Genomic DNA, 20,839 nt, shown 5'->3' with positions numbered 1-20,839 from the left:
GTCTCAGGCCCGCACGCGTGCGGTGAAGAGCCCCTCGGGGCGGAAACGGATGAGCACGACGATGGCGAGCAGCACGATCGCCTTGGCCACCGTGTCGTTCTGCAGGAAGGCAATGCCGCCGGAGAGCTCGCCGAGGATGAAGGCGCTCGCCACGGTGCCGGCGAGGCTCTGCACGCCGCCGAGCACCACCACCATGAAGGCATCGACCACATAGCCGGTGCCCATATCGGGCGACACGCTCTTCAGCGGCGACACCAGCGCGCCGGCCAGGCCCGCCAGTCCGGCGCCATAGGCGAAAGTCAGCGCATAGACCCGTTTGGCGTTGATGCCGAACGAGGCAGCGACGGAACGGTCCTGGATGATCGCGCGTAGCTTCATTCCGACCGTGGTGCGATTCATCAGCAACCAGGTCGCCACGAACAGTGCGATCGACACCACGAACAGGAACACCCGATAGGACGATACCGAGATGCCAAACACGTCCATGCTGTCGGACAGCGCCGGCGGCAGTTGCACGTAGCGCAGTTCGCTGCCAACCATCAGCCGCACCGCCTGCTGCAGCATGATGCCGACGCCCCAGGTCGCAAGGATCGTATCCAGCGGCCGGTTGTTGAGCAGGCTCAGGACATAGCGCTCGATGACCCAGCCGAACACGGCGACCACGAAGAAGATCGGCACCAGGCTCGCGAGCAGGCCGAGCCCGAGATAGGTATGGAACACCCAGGCCGCGTAAGCGCCCAGCATCACGAACTCGCCATGGGCGAGATTGATGATGCCCATCGAGCCGTAGATGATCGACAGGCCTAGCGCGACCAGCAGCAGGATCGATCCGATGCTGAGGCCGGTGACGATTTGTTCGATGAATTGGTCCACGTCGGGATCCGCTTTCGATGTTCGCGTTGTGCGCCCTGCCCCTCGCGCCCGTTCGAGCGACAGGCAGCATTCGTTTCGGGACGCTGGCCGCCGGCGCCGCACGCCGACGGCCTTCGTCAGCCCCCGTCGTCAGCTCTTCTCGACCAGGCCCTTCTCGGTGCATGACTGTCCGGGATAGGCCGCGTAAGGCACCGGCTTCAGCCACTCCTTGGCCTCGACCAGAATCTCGAACTGTCCGTTCGACTTCGCCTGCGCGATCTTGGGCCACAACCAGGTGTGCAGGTTCTCCGGCTCGATCCGGACCTTGCCCTGCGGTGCAATCACTTCCTGGCCCTTGACCGCGTCGCGTATGTTCGGGGGCGTGAGATCGCTGGTCGCGAGCTTCTCGACCGCCTGCTTGAACAGGTAGGTCTGGAAGTAGCAGGCCTCCGACACGAAATGCGTCACCTTGTCGGCGCCCCAACGCTTCTTGTAGGCCTCGACGAACTTCTCGTTCTCCGGCGACTTGTGCACCATGAAGTAAGGCGCCGAGGTGAAGTGACCGGCGGCCGCCTCGCCGCCCATCGCAGCGACTTCGTTCTCGGAGGTCGTGAGACTCGCCATCGGCATCTTCTCGGGATCGAGGCCGGCCGCCTTGTACTGACGATGCAGCGCGACCACGGAATCGCCGACCACGGTGGAAAAGATCACGTTCGGCTGCGTCGAGCGGATCTTGTTGATGACGGAAGAGAATTCGGAATGGCCGAGCGGCACATATTCTTCCGCCACGACCTCGCCGCCGAGTTTCTCAAGCAGCTTCTTGCAGTAGTTATTCTCTTCCTTCGGATAGATGTAGTTGGAGCCGATCAGGTAGAACTTTTTGCCGAACTTCTTGACCAGCCAGGGCACGAACTCGTCCTGCTGCTGGTTCGGCGCCGCGCCGGTGTAGATGACGTTATTCGAGCACTCGCGGCCTTCATAGAGCGTCGGATACCAATAGAGATTGTTCTGCCGCTCGAACACCGGGAGCACCGCCTTGCGGCTCGCCGAGGTGTAGGAGCCGAACACGCTGACGCATTTGTCGCCGACGACGAGCTTGCGAGCCTTCTCCGAGAACGTCGCCGGATCGGACGCGGGGTCCTCGACGATCGGCACGATCTTGCTGCCCTTGATGCCACCTGCGGCGTTGATCTCCTCGATGGCGAGCAGAGTCGCCTTGTTGAGCGATTCCTCGATGATCGCGGTCGTTCCCGTCAGCGAGAACAGCACGCCGACCTTGATCTCGCCGCCAGCGGCAAAAGCGAGGTCGGCGTTCTTGATCCAGATGTGCGGCAGTCCGGCGCCGGCAAACGCGCCAAGCGCCGCGGTATTCCTCAGCAAAGTCCGCCGTGAAATGCTCATCCCTCGCTCCCTTCAGGACTGAAAAAACAAAAAGCCCTCCCGATGCGCGCTTACGCGAGCATTGGGAGGGCTTTGTTGCCGGTTGTGTCGAAGGCGGCGCTGTCGCCGCCGGCCCCGCTATTGGGGCTTACTGTTGATGATCGTAGCCAAGCAGTTCGAACGAGTCAACAATCGCCGCGGCGACTGCACTTGCCGACACGCGACGATCCATCGCCTGTCGTCTGATGAAGCCATAGGCTTCGGTTTCCGGCATCTGCCGCGTCGCCATCAGGATCGCCTTGGCGCGCTCCACCGTGCGCATCGAGCGCAGATTGTCATCGAGCTTCTCGATCTTGCTGCGAAGCCGCCGTTCATAACCAAATTGACTGCGCGCCAGCACGAGGCTCGACAACACGGCATTTTGCGTGAACGGCCGCGGCAGCACGGCGTTCGGCGTCGCATGACATAGCGCATCGGCGTGAACGGTTTCCGTCGCCGGCAGGATCACAACCAGCGCCGAGCGCGCGTCGCCGGGAATCCACGGCAGGCGCCGCGCCAGGTCAGGAGAATATTCGCAGTACACCACGTCGGCATCGGCCGGCACGCTCTCGGGCATCGGCCAGACCTGCCGCACCCGCATCCGGAACCGCTGCAACTCGCGCAGCAACATGCCGACCTGATCGTCGACCGGCGCGACCACCACCGCCGACAAATCGGCAAGTTCCTGAACCATGGTCTTGCGTCCGCCGACGTCTCGGCTCAGCGACGGCTTACGCGACATTTCGTTCATTGGACGCTTCCTGTTTGCGTTGCACGACCATATCCGATCAGGAACGGATCCGCATGCACCGGCTCCTTCGACTGGCTGACGACATCGAACTGTCCCTGGCGGTTGGCGCGCCCGATGCGGGTCCAGAGGTCGGTATGACCCGACATCGGGTTGACGGTGACTGCACCTTGCGGTGCATCAAAGCTGGTGCCGAACACCATCGAGCGGAGCACTTCGGTGTCGAGTGAATTGACCTGCTCGAGCGCCTTGGCGAACAGATGCAGCTGGAAGTACGACGCCTCGGCGCACATATTGGTCGAGATATCGGCGCCGAACCGCTTCTTGAAGCGCTGCACAAACGCATTGTTGGCGCTGCCCTCGACGCCCTGGAAGTACGATGCCGCCGTGACGTGTCCCTCGCCGACGTCGAAGCCCATGGCGGCGATTTCCGCTTCCGTCGTGGTCAGGCTGGCGATCGGCACCTGCTTTGGATCGAGCCCGACATTGGCATAAGCCTGATAGAGGAACACCGTGCCCTCCCCGACGACGGTCGAGAAGATCACGTCGGGCCTGACACGCTTGATATCCTGGATGATCGGCACAAAATCCTGCCAGCGCGCATAGACATTGACATAGCGCTCGCCAACGACCGAGCCGCCATTGCTCTTGAGCAGCTCCCGCATCACCCGGTTGGACTCGCGCGGATAGATGTAGTCCGACCCCACGAAATAGAACCGTGTGCCGAACGTATCCATCAAATAGCGGCACAGCGCGAGGCTGTTCTGGTTCGGCGAGGCGCCGGTGTAGATGACGTTGGGCGACGCCTCGAACCCTTCGTAAAGCGTCGGATACCAGAGCAGACCGTTCAGCCGCTCGACCACCGGCATCACCTCCTTGCGGCTCGACGAGGTGTAGCAGCCGAAGATCGTGCTGACCTGATCCTCGATCATCAGCCGCTTGGCGTAGTGACCATAGGCGGCCGAGTCCGATCCGGGGTCGTAGGCAACGGGAACCAGCTCGCGGCCGCAGACGCCGCCCGCTTCATTCACCTCTTCGATCGCGAGTTGCGTGCCCTGATACTGGGTCTCCTCGATGACCGACATGAAGCCGGTTCGCGAGAACAGCACTCCTATCCGCCACGGAGCGGATGTCGTTTGGGTAAGGTTCGACATGATCAGGCCCTCGACAGAATTGGAGGGACGAGAGGGATTATTGTTCTTGTTGCTCTCGAACAGCATTGCCGGCTGCGGAAGATTGCATGCCATCTGCCGCGAGACAAGGACCCTGGCCGCTCATCCTGTCGGCGAAGCTGACGCGAAAGCAGGCAGACTTGTGTCATCCGCGACGGATCACAGGCGCAGCGCTCGACGGACCACCTATCTCCGGTAGCTGCACCGCCGATTTCCCGTATCAAGGCATGTCCGGCCCGGTCACCGCGCGTCCATCAACCGGAAGGTTGAGAGAGCTGCGACGAGATTGCTCGTTAACCTGCATCCCGATCGCGAGATGCCGCTGAACCACGAACAACTCCCGATCAGGGGGATCCCATCAGCGCAGGCTGGGCAGATCGAGCCCGTTGGCGCGTGCGCATTCGATCGCCGTGTCGTAGCCCGCGTCGGCGTGGCGCATGACGCCGCTGGCCGGGTCGTTCCAGAGCACGCGCTCGATGCGCCTGGCAGCTTCCGGCGTGCCGTCGGCCACGATCACCATGCCGGCATGCTGCGAATAGCCGATGCCGACGCCGCCGCCATGATGCAGCGATACCCAGGTCGCGCCGCTGGCGCAATTGAGCAGCGCGTTGAGCAGGGGCCAGTCGGACACGGCGTCCGAGCCGTCCTTCATCGCCTCGGTCTCGCGGTTGGGGCTGGCGACCGAACCGCTGTCGAGATGATCGCGGCCGATCACGATGGGGGCTTTCAGTTCGCCCCGCGCCACCATCTCGTTGAAGGCGAGGCCGAGGCGATGGCGATCACCGAGTCCGACCCAGCAGATCCGCGCCGGCAGTCCCTGGAACTTGATGCGTTCCTTGGCCATGTCGAGCCAATTGTGCAGATGCCTGTCGTCGGGCATCAGCTCCTTGACCTTGGCATCGGTCCTGAAGATGTCCTCGGGATCGCCCGAGAGCGCAGCCCAGCGGAACGGTCCGATGCCGCGGCAGAACAAGGGGCGGATATAGGCAGGTACGAAGCCGGGGAAATCGAAGGCATTCTTCAGGCCCATGTCCTGCGCCATCTGGCGGATGTTGTTGCCGTAGTCGAGCGTCGGAATGCCCTGCGCGTGGAAATCCAGCATGGCCTGGACATGGTCGACCATCGACGTTTTCGACGCGCGCTCGACTGCCTTCGGATCGGAAGCGCGTTTCGCCTCCCAATCGGCCAGCGTCCAGCCTTTCGGCAAGTATCCGTTGATCGGATCGTGCGCGCTGGTCTGGTCGGTGACGACGTCAGGCTTGACACCACGGCGAACCAGCTCCGGAAAGATTTCCGCGGCATTGCCGAGCAGGCCGACCGAGACCGCCTTCTGGCTTTTGACCGCTTCAGCAATGATCGCGAGCGCCTCGTCGAGCGTTGCGGCCTGGCGATCGAGATAGCCGGTGCGCAGGCGCATCTCGATGCGGCTGGGCTGGCATTCGATCGCGAGCATCGAAGCACCGGCCATGGTCGCGGCCAGCGGCTGCGCGCCACCCATGCCGCCAAGGCCGGCGGTGAGGATCCATTTGCCGGCCAGGCTGCCGCCATAGTGGCGCCGACCGACCTCGACAAAGGTCTCGTAGGTGCCCTGCACGATGCCCTGGCTGCCGATATAGATCCAGGAGCCCGCCGTCATCTGGCCGTACATCATCAGGCCCTTGCGATCGAGCTCGTTGAAATGGTCGAGCGTTGCCCAATGCGGCACGATGTTGGAGTTCGCGATCAGCACCCGTGGGGCGTCGGCGTGGGTCCGGAACACGCCGACCGGCTTGCCGGACTGAACCAGCAGCGTCTGGTCGGCTTCGAGTTTGCGCAAGGCCGCAACGATCCGGTCGAAGCTCTCCCAGTCACGCGCGGCTCGGCCGATGCCGCCATAGACGACGAGCTCGCTCGGGCGTTCCGCGACATCAGGATCGAGATTGTTCATCAGCATGCGCAAGGGCGCTTCCGTCAACCAGCTCCTGGCGCTGATGTCGCTACCGCGGGGCGCGCGGATGGTGCGGTCGTTGTCCAGTCGGCGGTTCATGACGGATGCCCCTGTCGGCTAAGCAAGTTTTGGAAACGGGTCGGATGAGAGAACCGCGATCGCAGCGGCAGGCAGCGCGTCGGCTTCGACCAGCGATGCGGCCCGCGCAAGATCGTCGGCCATGTAGCGGTCGGCGGCGAGTGCCGGCACCTGCTCGCGCAATGCGGCGATGACGGCAGCAAGCGGCCTGCTGGTCGCATGCGGCGCGCGCAGCGTGATGCCTTGCGCGGCGACCAGGAGCTCGATGCCGAGAATGGCGGCGAGATTGTCGGCCATGTCGGACAGCCGCCGCGCGGCGTGCGCTGCCATCGAGACATGATCTTCCTGGTTGGCACTGGTCGGCGTCGAATCGATCGAGCAGGCGAGCGCGCGCTGCTTGTTCTCGGCATAGAGCGCGGCGGCCGTCACCTCGGCGATCATGAAGCCGGAATTGATGCCGGGATCGGGCGTGAGAAACGGCGGCAGGCCGAAATTCAGCGCGGGATCGACCAATGTCGCAATGCGCCGCTCGCTGATCGCGCCGATCTCGGAGAGCGCCAGTGCGATCTGATCGGCAGCGAACGCCACCGGCTCGGCGTGGAAATTGCCGCCCGAGACGATCTCGCCGGTCTCGACCAGGACCAGCGGATTGTCGGTCACGGCATTGGCCTCGACGGTCAGTCCGCGCGCGGCTTGCGCGAGCAGGTCGAGCACGGCGCCCGCAACTTGCGGCTGGCAGCGCAAGCAATAAGGATCCTGCACGCGCTCGTCACCTTCGAGATGCGATTGTCTGATGTCGCTGCCGTCGAGCAGCGCGGTCAGGGCCGCGGCCACAGCGATCTGCCCATCATGGCCGCGCAAGGATTGGATCTCGGGACGAAACGGCACCGTGGAGGCCATCGCCGCATCGACCGACAGCGCACCGGTCACCAGCGCGGCGCACGCCAGGCGATGCGCACGCAGCACGCCCGATATGGCGTAGGCGGTCGAAAATTGCGTGCCGTTAATCAGCGCCAACCCCTCCTTGGGGCCGAGCGTCAGCGGCGCAAGGCCGGCAACCGCAAGCGCTTCGCGGCCCGGCACGACTTTGCCATCATGGATTGCCTGCCCCTCCCCGATCATGACTGCGGTCATATGAGCGAGCGGCGCCAGGTCGCCGGAGGCACCGACCGAGCCCTGCTGCGGCACCAGCGGATAGACACCGCGCGCCAGCATGCCCTGCAACTGCTCGATCACCTCGCGGCGCACGCCGGACGCGCCGCGACCGAGCGAAATCACTTTCAACGCCATCATCAAACGCACGATCGGCTCGGGCGTGTTCGGACCAACTCCGCAGCAATGCGACAGGATGAGGTTGCGCTGAAGCAGCGCGGTTTGATCAGGCGCGATGCGCGTCGATGCCAGCTTCCCGAAACCGGTATTGATGCCGTAGACGGGAATGTCGATCTGCGCCGCCTTCGCCACGATCTCCGCGGCCGCCTCGACGCGCGGCCAGCACGACGGATCGAGCACGATGGACGCACCGTCAAGCACGCGCGCCAGGACGTCGAGGCCGACGGTTCCGGGCGTCACGACGACAGGCGCATCCCGATCGGTCATCGTCCCCTCCACACCCGGCGGTACAGCGGATTGAAGCCGATGCGGTAGACCAGTTCGGCAGGCCGCTCGATGTCCCAGATCGCGAGATCGCACCATTTGCCGGCCTCCAGCGTGCCGGCCTCGCCGAGGATGCCGAGCGCGCGCGCCCCTTCCCGAGTCACCCCTATGAGGCATTCGGCGACCGTCATCCGGAACAACGTTGCACCCATGTTCATCGCCAGCAGCAGCGAGGTGAGCGGCGAGCTGCCCGGATTGCAATCGGTCGCAAGCGCCATGTTCACACCGTGGCTACGAAACAGCTCGACCGACGGCTTGTGCGTCTCACGAATGAAATAGAACGCGCCGGGCAGCAGGACCGCCACGGTGCCGGCCTTCGCCATCGCCACGACGCCAGCTTCGTCGGTGTGCTCGAGATGATCGGCTGAGAGCGCCGAGAATTTTGCGGCCAGCGCCGCGCCGCCGAGATTGGACAGCTGATCCGCATGCAGCTTGACGGGCAGTCCGAGCGCACGCGCCGCCTCGAACACCCGTGCCGTCTGCTCTCCGGAAAACGCGATCCCCTCCATGAACCCGTCGACGGCATCGGCAAGGCCGGCCTTGGCCACGGCCGGCAGCATCTCGTTGCAGACCAGATCGATGTAACCGTCCTTGTCGCCATTGGCCTCTGGCGGCAGCGCATGCGCTCCGAGAAACGACGTGCGGATCGCGACCTGCCGCAGGCGGGCGAGGCTGCGTGCCGCCGCCAGCTGCCGCATCTCGGTCTCGGCATTGAGCCCGTAGCCGGACTTGATCTCGATCGTGGTCGCGCCCTCGCCGATCAACGCATCGAGCCGCGGCAGCGCGCTTGCAACGAGATCGGCCTCGCTCGCCTTGCGCGTCGCGGCCACCGTCGACACGATGCCGCCACCGGCACGCGCGATCTCCTCATAGCTCGCGCCCTTCAGGCGCAACTCGAATTCGTGCGCGCGGTCACCGCCATAAACGAGGTGGGTGTGGCAGTCGACAAGCCCGGGTGTGATCCAGCGCCCTCCGCAGTCGGTCAGTTCAACAGCGTCCGCATCCCCGGGAAAATCCGACTGCATGTCGGCATAGATGATGCGGCCGCCGCGCGCGGCGATCACGCCCTGTTCGATCTCGCCGAGATCGGGGCGGTCGGCCCGTAGCGTAGCGAGCCGGGCATTGTGCCAAATCCGGTCGAAGCGCTCTGCCATGCAACGGCCCCTTCGTGGGATGCTTGACTTATATGTCTAGACATATAATCGTGTGGGAGTTCTGTCCAGCCGGCATGGAAACATGACACGACTGCATTTCGCCTCGGCGCTCCTGCCCTCGGGCTGGGCCAATGACGTGCAGGTGGCGATCGCCGCCGGCGCGATCGCGGCGGTGACGCCGGGCGTGGCGCCGGCCGCCGGCGACGAGCGCCATCAAATCGCGTTTCCGGGATTGGCGAGCCTGCACAGCCACGCGTTCCAGCGCGGCATGGCGGGACTCGCGGAGCTGCGCGGCGACAGCACCGACACCTTCTGGACCTGGCGCGAGACGATGTATCGCTTTGCACTGGCGATGACGCCGGACGACGTCGCGGCTGTCGCGACGCTGCTCTATGTCGAAATGCTCGAGAGGGGTTTTACTCGTGTCGGCGAGTTTCACTATCTGCATCACGATCGGGACGGCGCGCCTTACGCCAACCTCGCCGAGATGGCCGTGCGCATTGCTGAGGCCGCCGGCGCCTCCGGCATCGGGCTCACGCTGCTGCCGAGTCTCTATGCCCACAGCACGTTCGGCGGCGCGGCACCGCATGCCGGGCAGCGCCGCTTCATCTGTTCGGTCGATCAGTTCGCCGCGCTGATGACCGCCTCGCGCGAGGCTATCCGAGATCTACCCGGCGCCAACCTCGGCATCGCTCCGCATAGCCTGCGCGCCGTGGCGCCGGATGAGCTGGCGGCGATCATCCCGCTGGCCGGGGCGGATCCGATCCACATCCACGCCGCCGAACAGGTGCGCGAGGTGGAGGATTGCTTCGCCTGGTCGGGACAGCGACCGGTGCAATGGCTGCTCGACCATGCGCCCGTCGATCAGCGCTGGTGCCTGATTCACGCGACTCACATGACGGAGCAGGAAGTCACAGCGCTCGCCCGCAGCGGCGCGGTTGCTGGCCTTTGCCCCGTCACCGAAGCAAGCCTCGGCGATGGCATCTTTTCGGCGCGCGAATTCCTCGCCGCGGGCGGCCGGTTCGGCATCGGAACCGATTCCAATGTGCTGGTCGGCGTCGCCGACGAGCTGCGCCAGCTAGAATACGGTCAGCGGCTGAAACACCGCGAGCGCAATGTGCTCTCGGGGCGTCCGGGCACATCCACCGGCCGTGCCCTGTTCGACCAGGCACTGGCTGGCGGCGCGCAAGCTCTGGCACAGACCAAGGCCGGGCTCGCGCCCGGCGCGCGCGCCGACATCGTCAGCCTCGACACCGCGCATCCGTCCCTCGCGGGACGGTCGGGCGATGCGGTTCTCGATGGCTGGCTGTTTGCAACCGGCAGCGACGCGATCGACTGCGTCTGGGCCGGCGGCGACAAGGTGGTCGCAGGCGGCCGGCACCGGCTGCGCGACAAGGCGCGCGAGCAGTTCAATGCCAGCGTGCGGAGGCTCGTCGCATGAGTTCTCGCCTCCGACCAGCCCAAATCGAATGCAGCCGGCAAGCCGACGCTTTACAAGCGGATCCGGCTCGACATCGAGAAGCGCATCCTGACCGGCGAGTGGCCGCCCGGCCATCGCATTCCGTTCGAGCATGAACTGGTCGCTCGCTACGGCTGCTCGCGCATGACCGTGAACAAGGCGCTGTCGGAGCTGGCACAGGCCGACCTGATCGAGCGGCGGCGCCGTGCCGGCTCGTTCGTGCGCCGGCCGCAGCATCAATCGGCGGTGCTCAAGATTGCCGACATTCGCGCCGAGATCACCGCCCTCGGCCGCGGCTACGGCTACGAGTTGATCGAATGCCAGCGCCGTACCGCGACATCGGCCGATCGCGCCCGGCTCGGCGTCAAGACGGCGGGCAAGGTGGTCGCGATCACCTGCCGCCACAGCGCCGACAACGTGCCCTTCGCTGTCGAGGACAGGCTGATCGATCTCTCCACGGTCCCGGAGGCTGCCGACGCGGACTTCGCCCGCGAACCGCCGGGATCATGGCTGCTTCACCATGTCCCATGGACCGAAGCCGAGCACACGATCAGCGCCATCGTTGCAGACGATCGCACCGCGAAGGCGCTCGACATTGCCGTCGGCGCGCCCTGCCTCGTGATCGACCGCTACACCTGGCGCAGCGCGCGCACGGTGACGGCGGTGCGGCTGCATTATCCAGGCGAGACGCACCGCCTGGTGGCTCGCTTCAAGGGAGGCTGAGGACGCCTTGCGCGGCATATTTCATGCAATGCATCATGGGCCATCGTCCGCCGACATGCTTCATGCGGCACCGCCGCGACTGACGTGAAGACATCAACTGGGTTCAATCCATCGTTCAAGGGGTCGACAATCATGCGTTCCTTCAAGCTATTGCCCGCAATCGCAGTGTTGCTCGCGTCCACCGCCGCGTTCGCCGACGACGTCAAGGTCGGCGTCGGCATCTCCGGATGGACCGGCTTCGCGCCGCTGACATTGGCGAAGGAGGCCGGCATCTTCAAGAAGAACGGCCTCGACGTCACCATCAAGAAGATCCCGCAGAAGGACCGCCATCTCGCGATCGCCTCCGGCGACATCCAGTGCGCGGCGACCACCGTCGAGACCTGGATCTCCTGGAACGCCAATGGTGTTGCGACCAAGCAGATCTTTCAGCTCGACAAGAGCTATGGCGCCGACGGCATGGCCGTGCGCAACGACGTCGCCGCGATCAAGGACCTGAAGGGCAAGACCGTCGCGGCATCCGCACCCGGCACCTCGCCCTATTTCGCGCTGGCCTGGATGCTCAAGAAGAACGGGCTTTCGGTGAAGGATGTCACCGTCGTGAACCTCGAGCCGGCCGCGGCCGCGCAGGCTTTCGTCTCCGGCCAGAACGATGCCGCGATGACCTATGAACCGTACCTGTCGACCGTACGGGCCGCGCCCGACAAGGGCAAGATCATCGCCACCACGCTCGACTACCCGATGGTCATGGACACTTTCGGCTGCACGCCGAAGTTCCTGACGGAGAATCCCAAGGCCGCCAAGGCGCTCGCCGACAGCTATTTCGAGGCGCTCGAAATGATCGCCAAGGACCAGGCCAAGTCCTACGAGATCATGGGCGCGGACGTGAAGCAGACCGGCGAGCAGTTCGGCAACTCGGCGAAATATCTGCGCTGGCAGGACAAGGCTGCGAACCAGAAATTCTTCGCCGGCGACTTCCTGACATTCAACAAGGAGGCCGCCGACCTCCTGCTCGAGATCGGCATCATCAAGGCCGCGCCGAAGGTCGAGGACCTCTACGACGCGAGCTTCATCAAGTAACGCAGCAACCATTTCGGCCGGTCCCGCCTCGCTACACAGCGGGCGGGACCGCCGCATAAGATACGCCCGGATCATTTTGATGCGTCCTCTCGAGCCCACGACATCAAGGCAGCGCGTGGCCTACGGCCTCGCGTTCTTCGTGCTGTTCGTCGCCTTCTGGTCCTGGGCGACGTTCGGCGGCCATGTGTCGAAGACGTTCCTCGCCAATCCGCTGACCATGGTGCAGGAGGGCGTTGAGCTGCTCACCAAGCACGGCTTCCTGTTCGACATCGGCATGACGATCTGGCGCGTCGTGGGCGGCTTCGCCCTCGCGGCAATCATCGCGGTGCCGCTCGGCGTGCTGATGGGAGCCTACAAGCCGGTCGAGGCGTTCCTCGAGCCGTTCGTCTCCTTCGCACGCTATCTTCCTGCCTCCGCCTTCATTCCGCTCCTGATCCTGTGGGCGGGCATCGGCGAGCTGCAAAAGCTGCTCGTGATCTTCATCGGCTCGGTATTCCAGGTCATCCTGATGGTCGCGGTGACCGTCGGCGCCACGCGGCGCGATCTGGTCGAAGCCGCCTATACGCTGGGCGCTCGCGACCGCGGCATCATCCGCCGGGTGCTGCTGCCCTCCTCGGCGCCCGAGATCGCCGAGATCCTGCGGCTGGTGCTTGGCTGGGCCTGGACCTACGTCATCGTCGCCGAGCTGATCGGCTCGTCCTCCGGCATCGGTCACATGATCACCGACAGCCAGGCGCTGCTCAACACCGGCCAGATCATCTTCGGCATCATCGTGATCGGATTGATCGGCCTGATCTCGGACTTCCTGTTCAAGGCGTTCAACGCCTGGCTGTTTCCCTGGAAGCTCGCATGACGATCCTCAAGATCGAACGGGTCTCGCGCACCTTCCCCGCCCGCCACGGCAACGCGCCGACCAGGGCGCTGGAACCGACCGACCTCGTCATCGGCAACAACGACTTCGTCACCATCCTCGGTCCCTCCGGCTGCGGCAAGTCCACGCTGCTGCGCATCGTCGCCGGCCTCGACCGCCCGACCAGCGGACGCGTCACGCTCGACGGGCGCGAGGTGACCGGACCCGGCGCCGATCGCGGCATGGTGTTCCAGTCCTACACGCTGTTCCCGTGGCTCACGGTGCGCGAGAACATTGCCTTCGGCCTGCGCGAGCGCGGCGTGGCGCAGGACGAGCGGAACAAGATCGCCGATGCCTTCATCCGCCAGGTCGGACTGTCGGGCTTCGAGAACCATTGGCCGAAGCAGCTCTCCGGCGGCATGCAGCAACGCACGGCTATCGCACGGGCGCTCGCCAATGATCCGAAGATCCTCTTGCTCGACGAGCCCTTCGGCGCACTGGACAACCAGACCCGCGCCCTGATGCAGGAAATGCTGCTGGGGATCTGGGAGCGCGACCAGAAGACGGTGCTGTTCGTGACCCACGACATCGAGGAAGCGATCTTCCTCGGCAGCCGCGTCATCGTCATGAGCGCGCGCCCCGGCCGCATCAAGGCCGAGATCAATGTGGACCTGCCGCATCCGCGCTCCTACAAGATCAAGACCACGCCTGAATTCGTCCAGCTCAAGGAGCGGCTGGTCGAGGAGATCCGCACCGAGGCGCTGAAAGTTGCCGAACAGGCCTAATGATCAGCCACGCTCTAGAGCCTTTCCCGTTCCGATTGAATCGGAACGGGACTTTAAACTCTTGTTTTGACGCGTTTTCTTAACGCGAACCGGTATCCACTTCGCTCGAAAACGCTCTAATGGCTGATCATCCAGGGACGTGCGGTAGGAAAGCCCTTGGCGCCGCTTTTGGTCTTGGTCATCAGTCGCGCCGGCTTCTTCTTTCCGGTGGAGCAGCAGCCGCAGCCTGGCCCATGCGCGGCCTTGTACTGATCGAGCGTCTTCGGCGCGTGCCGGCTCTGCTCGTTGGTAGCGTGCGCCTTGCGCTTGTCCGAGGGCATGCAGAAGAACGCCGGCGCAGTCAGGATCACACGCGGCGACGTCGCCTCGCATTGCGGGCAATCCTGCGGCAGGTCGCATTCCGCCATCGGCCGCATGTCGGTGAAGGAACCGCAGTCGTTGCAGAGATATTCGTAGATCGGCATTTCCTTAATCCTTGCGCAGTCGTGCGTGACATCCGGCGATGGATGCGGGGCGGCCGGAACGCAGCCGTCCCGCACCCTTCGCGCAGGGATCACCTAAAGGGTCACTTGTCAGGCGAGATCGGCATCTGGATATCGCCGGCGATGTGCTTGATGGGACCGGCCGCCGATGGCATCACGTCGAAGTCGAAGATCTCGGTCGGCAGCCACAGCGTGGCGCAGGCGTTGGGCACGTCGACCACGCCGGAGATGTGGCCCTGGCACGGTGCAGTACCGAGGATCGAATAGGCCTGGGCGCCGGAATAGCCGAACTTCTTCAGATACTCGATCGCGTTCAAGCAGGCCTGGCGGTAGGCGATGTGGACGTCGAGATAGTGCTGCTTGCCGGCTTCATCCACCGAGATGCCTTCGAAGATCAGATAGTCCTTGTAGTTCGGCGTGATCGGCGAGGGCTTGAAGATCGGATTCTTGATGCCGTATTTCGACATGCCGTCCTTGATCACCTCGACCTTCAGATGCAGCCAGCCGGCCATCTCGATCGCGCCGCAGAAGGTGATCTCGCCGTCGCCCTGGCTGAAATGCAGGTCGCCCATCGAGAGACCCGCACCGGGCACGTAGACCGGGAAGTAGATCTTCGAGCCGCGCGAGAGATCCTTGATGTCGCAATTGCCGCCATGCTCGCGCGGCGGCACGGTGCGCGCGCCTTCCGCGCCGATCTTGGCCTTGGCATCGCCCTTGGCGCGGCCGCCATGGGCGGTCGGTGCGAAGGGCGGATTGGCAAGGCCGGGCACACGGGTCGGATTGGTCGAGATCAGCTCGGCCTCGCGCTTGTTCCACATCTCCAGCATCTTCGGATCGGGCAGACAGCCGATCAGGCCGGGATGGATCAGGCCGGCGAAGTTAACGCCGGGCACGTGGCGGGACGAGGTGTAGAGGCCCTTGATGTCCCAGATCGACTTCTGCGCCAGCGGGAAATGATCGGTGAGGAAGCCGCCGCCATTCTGCTTGGAAAAGAAGCCGTTGAAGCCCCACAGGCTCTCCTTGAGCGGCCCCACGTCGAGCAGATCGACGACGAGGAGGTCGCCGGGCTCGGCGCCCTTGACGCCGATCGGGCCGGAGAGGAAGTGCACGATCGACAGGTCGATGTCGCGCACGTCGTCGGCGGAATCGTTGTTCTTGATGAAGCCGCCGGTCCAATCATAGGTCTCGATGATGAAGTCGTCGCCGGGATTGACCCAGGCTACGATCGGGATATCGGGGTGCCAGCGGTTGTGCACCATGTCGTTTTCATAGGCCGACTTGGTGAGATCGACCTTGATCAGTGTCTCTGGCATCGAGAGGCTCCCCTTTACTACGGTTGGTTAGACGGACAGATATTTCGAGACCTGCGCGGCATCGACGGCATCGCGACGATCGTCACGGACGATCTCGCCGTTCTCGATCACCAGCACGCGGTCGGCAATGTCGAGCGCAAAGCTCAGGACCTGCTCGGATACGACGATCGAGAGGCCCTTCTCGTCGCGGATGCGCTTGAGGGTGCGCGCCATCTCCTTGATGATCGACGGCTGGATGCCTTCGGTCGGCTCGTCCAGCAGCAGCACTTTCGGCTTGGTCGCGAGCGCACGCGCGATCGCGAGCTGCTGCTGCTGGCCGCCGGAGAGATTGCCGCCGCGACGGCCCTTCATCTCGAGCAGGACCGGAAACAATTCGTAGATGTCGCCGGGCACCTCGGAGCCGCCGGAAACGACGAGCCCGGTCTCGATGTTCTCCTTCACCGTCATGGTGGAGAAGATCATGCGGCCCTGCGGCACATAGGCGAGGCCCTTGGCGACGCGCTCGTAGCTCTTGAGGCTGCCGAGCTCAGCGCCGTCCATGGACACCGAGCCGCTCTTGGCCGGCAGGATCCCCATCAGCGACTTCATCAGCGTGGTCTTGCCCATGCCGTTGCGACCCATGATCGCGACGATCTCGTTGGGCGCGACCTTGACGTTGAGGCCGTGCAGCACCTCGCTCTGGCCGTAGGCGACGTGGAGATCGGAGATTGCCAGCATCGTCCCGGTTCCTCAGTGGCCCAGATAGACTTCGATGACCTTGGGATCGTTCTTCACCTTCTCCATGGTGCCCTCCGAGAGGATCTGGCCCTGGTGCAGCACGGTCACCTTGTGCGCGATGTCCTCGACGAACTTCATGTCGTGCTCGATCACCAGCACCGAGCGGTTTTGGATGATGCGGTTGAGCAGCTCGGCGGTCTTGGCGCGCTCCGACACGCTCATGCCGGCGACGGGCTCGTCCAGCATCAACAGGTCCGGGTCCTGGATCAGCAGCATGCCGATCTCGAGCCACTGCTTCTGGCCGTGGCTGAGCTCGTCGGCATAGGTGTTGAGCTTGTCCTTGAGAAAGATCATCTCCGCGACCTCCTCCACCCGGTCCTTCACCAGCTGGTCGCGCTGAAAGGTCAGCGAGCCGAACACCGTGCGACCGCGCGGAAACGAGATCTCGAGGTTCTCGAACACGGTGAGGTCCTCGAACACCGACGGGGTCTGGAACTTGCGCCCGACGCCGGTCTGCACGATCTCGTTCTCCTTCATCTTCGTGAGCTCCTTGCCACGAAACTGAATCGAGCCCGAGGTCGCCTTGGTCTTGCCGCAGATCAGGTCGAGCACCGTGGTCTTGCCGGCGCCGTTGGGACCGATGATGACGCGGATCTCGTTCTCCTCGACATAGAAGGAGAGATCGTTGACTGCCTTGAATCCGTCGAACGAGACGGTCAGTCCGGAGACCGCGAGCAGGAATTCCTTCGGCTGATGTCCGACGAGCATGATGGTCTCCTCACTCTGCCGGTGCGCCGTCGGCGATCAGGCCGGCCGCCGATTTCGATTTGCGTGATGCCAGCAGGCGGTCGATGCGCGGCTGCACGTAGTCGGCCCAGAGCCCGGACAGGCCGTTCGGGAAGGCAAGCACGACTGCGATGAACAGCGCGCCGAGGCCGAACAGCCAGAGCTGCGGGAAGGATTCCGACAGGCTGGTCTTGGCGAAGTTCACCAGGATGGCTCCCCAAACCGCGCCGAAGATCGACGTCCGCCCGCCGACGGCAGTGTAGATCACCATCTCGATCGACGGCACGATGCCGACGAAGGACGGCGACATGAAACCGACGTTGAGTGCGAACATGGCGCCGCCGATCGCGGCGAAGATCGCGGCCATGCAGAAGGCGAAGATCTTGAAGTTGGCGACGCTGTAGCCGGAGAAGCGGACGCGGTCCTCCTGCTCGCGCATCGCGACCAGGATGCGGCCGAGCTTGGTCAGGCGGATGAACTGTGCGATGCCGATGCAGGCGAACAGCAGCACCACCTCGACGAAGTACAGGATGACCTTTGCGTGGTCGGGCCGGATGTCCCAGCCCTTGAGCGTGCGGAGGTCGGTCATGCCGTTGATGCCGCCGGTGTAGCCCTGCTGCCCGACGATCAGGATGGTCAGGATGGCGGCGACCGCCTGCGTGATGATCGCGAAGTAGGTGCCGCCGACGCGGCGCTTGAACATCGCAGTGCCGATGATCAGGGCGAAGACCGCGGGAACCAGCAAGATCGCCAGCAGCGTGACCGGGAGGCTGTGAAACGGCTGCCAGAACAACGGCAGCGACGTGATCTGATTCCAGTCCATGAAGTCGGGAATGCCGGGCGTCGACTGGATCTTGGTGTTCTCGACGCTCGAGGCCTCGAGCTTGAGGAACATCGCCATGCAGTAGCCGCCGAGGCCGAAGAACACGCCCTGCCCCAGGCTCAGGATGCCGCCATAGCCCCAGCACAGCACGAGGCCGAGCGCGACGAAGGCGTAGGTCAGGTACTTCGCGACGAGGTTGAGGCGGAACACATCCAGCGAGAGCGGCAGGATGAGAAACAACAGCACCGCGAGCGCAAGGAAGCCGAGCAGTTCGGAGCGATTAAAAAAGCGCGAGTTGATGATCATGACCAGCCTGCTTGTTTTTATTTGCGGACTTTGAGGGCGAAGAGACCCTGCGGCCGCAGCATCAGGATGCCGACGACAGCGAGCAGCGTGAGCACCTTGGCCATCGAGCCCGACATGAAGAACTCGAGGGTCGATTGCGTCTGCGAGATCGAGAAGGCCGAGGCGATGGTGCCGAGCAGGCTGGCAGCGCCGCCGAACACGACCACCAGGAACGTGTCGACGATATAGAGCTGACCGGAGGTCGGCCCGGTGGAGCCGATCATGGTGAAGGCGCTGCCGGCGACGCCCGCAATGCCGCAGCCGAGTCCGAACGTATAGCGATCGACCTTCTCGGTGTTGATGCCGACCGCGCCGGCCATGACGCGGTTCTGCACCACCGCGCGGACCTGCTTGCCCCAGCTTGACCAGAACAGCACATAGGCGACCGCGATCGTGATCAGGATGGTCAGCGCCATCACGAACATGCCGTTGATCGGGATCTGGATCGAGTCGGTCGCCTGCCAGGAGCCCATCATCCATTGCGGCAGCTCGACGCCGACCTCACGCGCGCCGAACACGGAGCGATAGGCCTGCTGAAGCATCAGGCTGAGGCCCCAGGTGGCAAGCAGCGTGTCGAGCGGGCGCTTGTAGAGGTGCCGTATCAGCACCCACTCCACCAGCATGCCCAGTGCGCCGGATGCGATGAAGGCCAGGATCATCGCGAGGAAGAAGTAGCCGGGGAACAGCCAGGGCGCGACGTGCTGCACGGCGTTCGACGTCATCCAGGTGACGTAGGCCCCGAGGATCATGAACTCGCCATGGGCCATGTTGATGACGCCCATCTGGCCGAAGATGATGGCAAGTCCGAGCGCCATGAGGACATAGACGGAGAACAGGATCAGTCCGGCAAAACCCTGCATCGCAAGGATGGCGCCGAGATCGCTGATCGAATAGTCGCCGAACATCTGGTCCTCCGTCATTCCAAGGGGCACGCGCCGCCGGTCAAGCGACGCTCGTTCCGTGGCGTGGGCGCTGACGTCCAGGCCGCGATGCGTTGTGGAGCTTCGTAGCCCGGGCGGGCGGTCGCGATACCCGGGACGGTCCCGCAGATCGCCCCGCTCATGCGGGCTACTGGCTCACTGGTAACCCTTCGGGAACGGATCGGGCTCGACGAGATCGGCGGTCTCGTAGATCAGCTCGAACTGGCCATCGAGCTTGGCGCGACCGACCCGGGTCTTCGACCAGAGATGATGGTTCTCGTGGATGCGGACGTAACCTTCCGGGGCCCCCTTGAACTCGACACCGGGCGACGCCGCCGCGATCTTGTCGACGTCGAAGGAGCCGGCCTTCTCGACCGTCAGTTTCCACAGCCACGGTCCGAGATAGGCAGCCTGGGTGACGTCTCCGATCACGGTCTTCTCGCCCCACATCTTCTTGAAGGCGGGCACGAAGGCCTTGTTGTTGGGATTGTCGAGCGACTGGAAGTACTTCATGCAGGCGTACGCACCCGCAATGTTCTCGCCACCGATGCCGTCGATTTCGTCCTCGGTGACCGAGATCGTCAGCAGCGGCTGCTTGGCGAGGTCGATGCCGGCGGCCTTGAGCTGCTTGTAGAAGGCGACGTTGGAGCCGCCGACGACGTCGGTGAAGATCACGTCGGGCTTGGTCAGCTTGATCTTGTTGATGACCGAGTTGAACTGAGTGCTGCCGAGCGCGTAGTACTCCTCGCCGACGACCTTGCCCTTCAGGACGTTCTCGACGTGCTTGCGCGCGATCTTGTTCGAGGTGCGCGGCCAGATGTAGTCGGAGCCGATGAAGAAGAAGGTCTTTGCGCCCTTCTCCTTGGCGATCCAGTTCAGGCCGGCGAGAATTTGCTGGGTCGCTTCCTGGCCGGTGTAGATCACGTTCTTGGACTGCTCGAGGCCTTCGTAGAAGGTCGGGTAATAGAGCATGCCGTTATACTGCTCGACGACCGGCAGCACCGCCTTGCGCGAGGCCGAGGTCCAGCAGCCCATGATGGCCGCGACCTTGTCGTTGACCAGCAGCTTCTTGGCCTTTTCGGCGAAGGTCGGCCAATCGGAGGCGCCGTCCTCCTGGATGAACTTGATCTTGCGCCCGAGGACGCCGCCGGCCGCGTTGATCTGCTCGATCGCGAGCTTTTCGGCCTCGATCGAGCCGGTCTCGGAGATCGCCATGGTGCCGGTCGCCGAGTGCAGGATGCCGACCGTGACCTCGGTATCGGTGACCGCGAGACCCGTGGTGTTGACCGCCGAGGTCGCAGGGACGTCGGCAAATGCCGGACGGCCCAGCATCGAGACGGCCGGCAAAGCGGCCATTCCCATCAAGAGCTTGCGCCGGAGCGGAGACTTCAGGCCTGGTTTTGTTTCGTCTGACATGAGCACCCCATCTGGTTCGAGAACGCTTATTGATCAGGCGAGGATTGCTCACTTTTGTGCAGCGCACTGATACGTGAGATCGCGTATACTGCACCGCAAAATAGCGACGTAGGTTTTGGTACGGGATTTGCCCGCGA

The 20,839-nt window shown here is 64.0% G+C and carries 19 protein-coding genes; 5 read left to right on the top strand and 14 right to left on the bottom strand.

Going from position 1 to position 20,839, the window contains the following annotated elements:
• Positions 1-3: 3 nt before the first annotated feature.
• The 7 genes from urtB (RX327_RS15395) to hutI form a co-directional block, all read right to left on the bottom strand.
• Positions 4-873: an urea ABC transporter permease subunit UrtB gene (urtB, locus tag RX327_RS15395; RefSeq protein ID WP_028331422.1), complete on the bottom strand. Its 870-nt coding sequence runs from the start codon at positions 871-873 to the stop codon at positions 4-6.
• A gap of 129 nt (positions 874-1,002) precedes the next feature.
• Positions 1,003-2,253 (bottom strand): transporter substrate-binding domain-containing protein, encoded by a 1,251-nt coding sequence (locus RX327_RS15390; RefSeq protein ID WP_317250762.1) that lies wholly within the window; start codon positions 2,251-2,253, stop codon positions 1,003-1,005.
• A 127-nt stretch (positions 2,254-2,380) separates the two neighbouring features.
• Positions 2,381-3,022, bottom strand: a complete 642-nt coding sequence (locus RX327_RS15385; RefSeq protein WP_016845707.1) for an ANTAR domain-containing response regulator — start codon at positions 3,020-3,022, stop codon at positions 2,381-2,383.
• Positions 3,019-4,266, bottom strand: a complete 1,248-nt coding sequence (locus RX327_RS15380; RefSeq protein WP_317250761.1) for a transporter substrate-binding domain-containing protein — start codon at positions 4,264-4,266, stop codon at positions 3,019-3,021. Before RX327_RS15380 ends, RX327_RS15385 begins: the two co-directional genes overlap by 4 nt.
• A gap of 283 nt (positions 4,267-4,549) precedes the next feature.
• Positions 4,550-6,217 (bottom strand): urocanate hydratase, encoded by a 1,668-nt coding sequence (gene hutU, locus RX327_RS15375; RefSeq protein WP_317250760.1) that lies wholly within the window; start codon positions 6,215-6,217, stop codon positions 4,550-4,552.
• An 18-nt stretch (positions 6,218-6,235) separates the two neighbouring features.
• Entirely contained in the window at positions 6,236-7,795 is a 1,560-nt protein-coding gene (gene hutH, locus RX327_RS15370; protein ID WP_317250759.1) for a histidine ammonia-lyase, read from the bottom strand.
• Positions 7,792-9,006, bottom strand: a complete 1,215-nt coding sequence (gene hutI / locus RX327_RS15365) for an imidazolonepropionase (protein WP_317250758.1) — start codon at positions 9,004-9,006, stop codon at positions 7,792-7,794. The genes hutH and hutI overlap by 4 nt, the downstream gene beginning before the upstream one ends.
• An 82-nt stretch (positions 9,007-9,088) precedes the next feature.
• Between hutI and RX327_RS15360 the strand changes: the two genes are divergently transcribed.
• The 5 genes from RX327_RS15360 (at position 9,089) to RX327_RS15340 (ending at position 13,900) form a co-directional block, all read left to right on the top strand.
• Entirely contained in the window at positions 9,089-10,447 is a 1,359-nt protein-coding gene (locus RX327_RS15360) for a formimidoylglutamate deiminase (protein WP_317250757.1), read from the top strand.
• A 60-nt stretch (positions 10,448-10,507) separates the two neighbouring features.
• Positions 10,508-11,188, top strand: coding sequence for a histidine utilization repressor (hutC, locus tag RX327_RS15355; protein WP_317251265.1), 681 nt, complete (start codon positions 10,508-10,510; stop codon positions 11,186-11,188).
• 132 nt (positions 11,189-11,320) lie between these two features.
• Positions 11,321-12,265 (top strand): ABC transporter substrate-binding protein, encoded by a 945-nt coding sequence (locus RX327_RS15350; RefSeq protein WP_317250756.1) that lies wholly within the window; start codon positions 11,321-11,323, stop codon positions 12,263-12,265.
• A gap of 79 nt (positions 12,266-12,344) precedes the next feature.
• Positions 12,345-13,118 carry an ABC transporter permease gene (locus RX327_RS15345; protein WP_317250755.1) on the top strand — a complete coding sequence of 258 codons (774 nt, stop codon included), beginning with the start codon at positions 12,345-12,347 and terminating at the stop codon, positions 13,116-13,118.
• The gene (locus RX327_RS15340; protein ID WP_317250754.1) at positions 13,115-13,900 is read left to right on the top strand and encodes an ABC transporter ATP-binding protein; all 786 of its coding nucleotides are present in this window, start codon (positions 13,115-13,117) and stop codon (positions 13,898-13,900) included. Before RX327_RS15345 ends, RX327_RS15340 begins: the two co-directional genes overlap by 4 nt.
• Before the next feature lie 116 nt (positions 13,901-14,016).
• Here RX327_RS15340 and RX327_RS15335 read toward each other — a convergent pair whose 3' ends face one another.
• The 7 genes from RX327_RS15335 to urtA form a co-directional block, all read right to left on the bottom strand.
• Entirely contained in the window at positions 14,017-14,364 is a 348-nt protein-coding gene (locus tag RX327_RS15335) for an FmdB family zinc ribbon protein (protein ID WP_028331432.1), read from the bottom strand.
• Positions 14,365-14,465: 101 nt separating this feature from the next.
• On the bottom strand, positions 14,466-15,695 hold the full coding sequence (fmdA, locus tag RX327_RS15330) for a formamidase (RefSeq protein WP_317250753.1): 1,230 nt from the start codon (positions 15,693-15,695) through the stop codon (positions 14,466-14,468).
• Between the two features lie 27 nt (positions 15,696-15,722).
• A complete protein-coding gene (gene urtE, locus RX327_RS15325; RefSeq protein WP_317250752.1) occupies positions 15,723-16,412 on the bottom strand; it encodes an urea ABC transporter ATP-binding subunit UrtE in 690 nt (229 codons plus the stop codon).
• Between the two features lie 12 nt (positions 16,413-16,424).
• Complete coding sequence (urtD, locus tag RX327_RS15320; RefSeq protein ID WP_317250751.1) at positions 16,425-17,180, bottom strand: urea ABC transporter ATP-binding protein UrtD; 756 nt, start codon at positions 17,178-17,180, stop codon at positions 16,425-16,427.
• Positions 17,181-17,190: 10 nt separating this feature from the next.
• On the bottom strand, positions 17,191-18,327 hold the full coding sequence (gene urtC / locus RX327_RS15315) for an urea ABC transporter permease subunit UrtC (protein ID WP_317250750.1): 1,137 nt from the start codon (positions 18,325-18,327) through the stop codon (positions 17,191-17,193).
• A gap of 17 nt (positions 18,328-18,344) precedes the next feature.
• Entirely contained in the window at positions 18,345-19,271 is a 927-nt protein-coding gene (urtB, locus tag RX327_RS15310; protein ID WP_317250749.1) for an urea ABC transporter permease subunit UrtB, read from the bottom strand.
• Between the two features lie 171 nt (positions 19,272-19,442).
• Positions 19,443-20,702, bottom strand: coding sequence for an urea ABC transporter substrate-binding protein (gene urtA, locus RX327_RS15305; protein WP_317250748.1), 1,260 nt, complete (start codon positions 20,700-20,702; stop codon positions 19,443-19,445).
• Positions 20,703-20,839: the final 137 nt, after the last annotated feature.

Origin of the sequence: Bradyrhizobium sp. BEA-2-5 (assembly GCF_032918025.1) — a bacterium.
In the GTDB taxonomy this organism is placed as follows: Bacteria; Pseudomonadota; Alphaproteobacteria; order Rhizobiales; family Xanthobacteraceae; genus Bradyrhizobium; species Bradyrhizobium pachyrhizi.
This window is presented reverse-complemented; position numbering and strand designations above follow the sequence as displayed.

What these genes read in the sequence shown, in the direction of transcription:
- RX327_RS15340 (WP_317250754.1), top strand. Translation starts at nt 13,115, where the DNA reads ATGACGATCCTCAAGATCGAACGGGTCTCGCGCACCTTCCCCGCCCGC.
- urtB (WP_317250749.1), bottom strand. Translation starts at nt 19,271, where the DNA reads ATGTTCGGCGACTATTCGATCAGCGATCTCGGCGCCATCCTTGCGATG.
- hutU (WP_317250760.1), bottom strand. Translation starts at nt 6,217, where the DNA reads ATGAACCGCCGACTGGACAACGACCGCACCATCCGCGCGCCCCGCGGT.
- RX327_RS15385 (WP_016845707.1), bottom strand. Translation starts at nt 3,022, where the DNA reads ATGAACGAAATGTCGCGTAAGCCGTCGCTGAGCCGAGACGTCGGCGGA.
- RX327_RS15380 (WP_317250761.1), bottom strand. Translation starts at nt 4,266, where the DNA reads ATGGCATGCAATCTTCCGCAGCCGGCAATGCTGTTCGAGAGCAACAAG.
- RX327_RS15350 (WP_317250756.1), top strand. Translation starts at nt 11,321, where the DNA reads ATGCGTTCCTTCAAGCTATTGCCCGCAATCGCAGTGTTGCTCGCGTCC.
- urtA (WP_317250748.1), bottom strand. Translation starts at nt 20,702, where the DNA reads ATGTCAGACGAAACAAAACCAGGCCTGAAGTCTCCGCTCCGGCGCAAG.
- RX327_RS15335 (WP_028331432.1), bottom strand. Translation starts at nt 14,364, where the DNA reads ATGCCGATCTACGAATATCTCTGCAACGACTGCGGTTCCTTCACCGAC.
- RX327_RS15390 (WP_317250762.1), bottom strand. Translation starts at nt 2,253, where the DNA reads ATGAGCATTTCACGGCGGACTTTGCTGAGGAATACCGCGGCGCTTGGC.
- hutH (WP_317250759.1), bottom strand. Translation starts at nt 7,795, where the DNA reads ATGACCGATCGGGATGCGCCTGTCGTCGTGACGCCCGGAACCGTCGGC.
- RX327_RS15360 (WP_317250757.1), top strand. Translation starts at nt 9,089, where the DNA reads ATGACACGACTGCATTTCGCCTCGGCGCTCCTGCCCTCGGGCTGGGCC.
- urtE (WP_317250752.1), bottom strand. Translation starts at nt 16,412, where the DNA reads ATGCTGGCAATCTCCGATCTCCACGTCGCCTACGGCCAGAGCGAGGTG.
- urtC (WP_317250750.1), bottom strand. Translation starts at nt 18,327, where the DNA reads ATGATCATCAACTCGCGCTTTTTTAATCGCTCCGAACTGCTCGGCTTC.
- fmdA (WP_317250753.1), bottom strand. Translation starts at nt 15,695, where the DNA reads ATGCCAGAGACACTGATCAAGGTCGATCTCACCAAGTCGGCCTATGAA.
- RX327_RS15345 (WP_317250755.1), top strand. Translation starts at nt 12,345, where the DNA reads ATGCGTCCTCTCGAGCCCACGACATCAAGGCAGCGCGTGGCCTACGGC.
- hutI (WP_317250758.1), bottom strand. Translation starts at nt 9,006, where the DNA reads ATGGCAGAGCGCTTCGACCGGATTTGGCACAATGCCCGGCTCGCTACG.
- urtD (WP_317250751.1), bottom strand. Translation starts at nt 17,180, where the DNA reads ATGCTCGTCGGACATCAGCCGAAGGAATTCCTGCTCGCGGTCTCCGGA.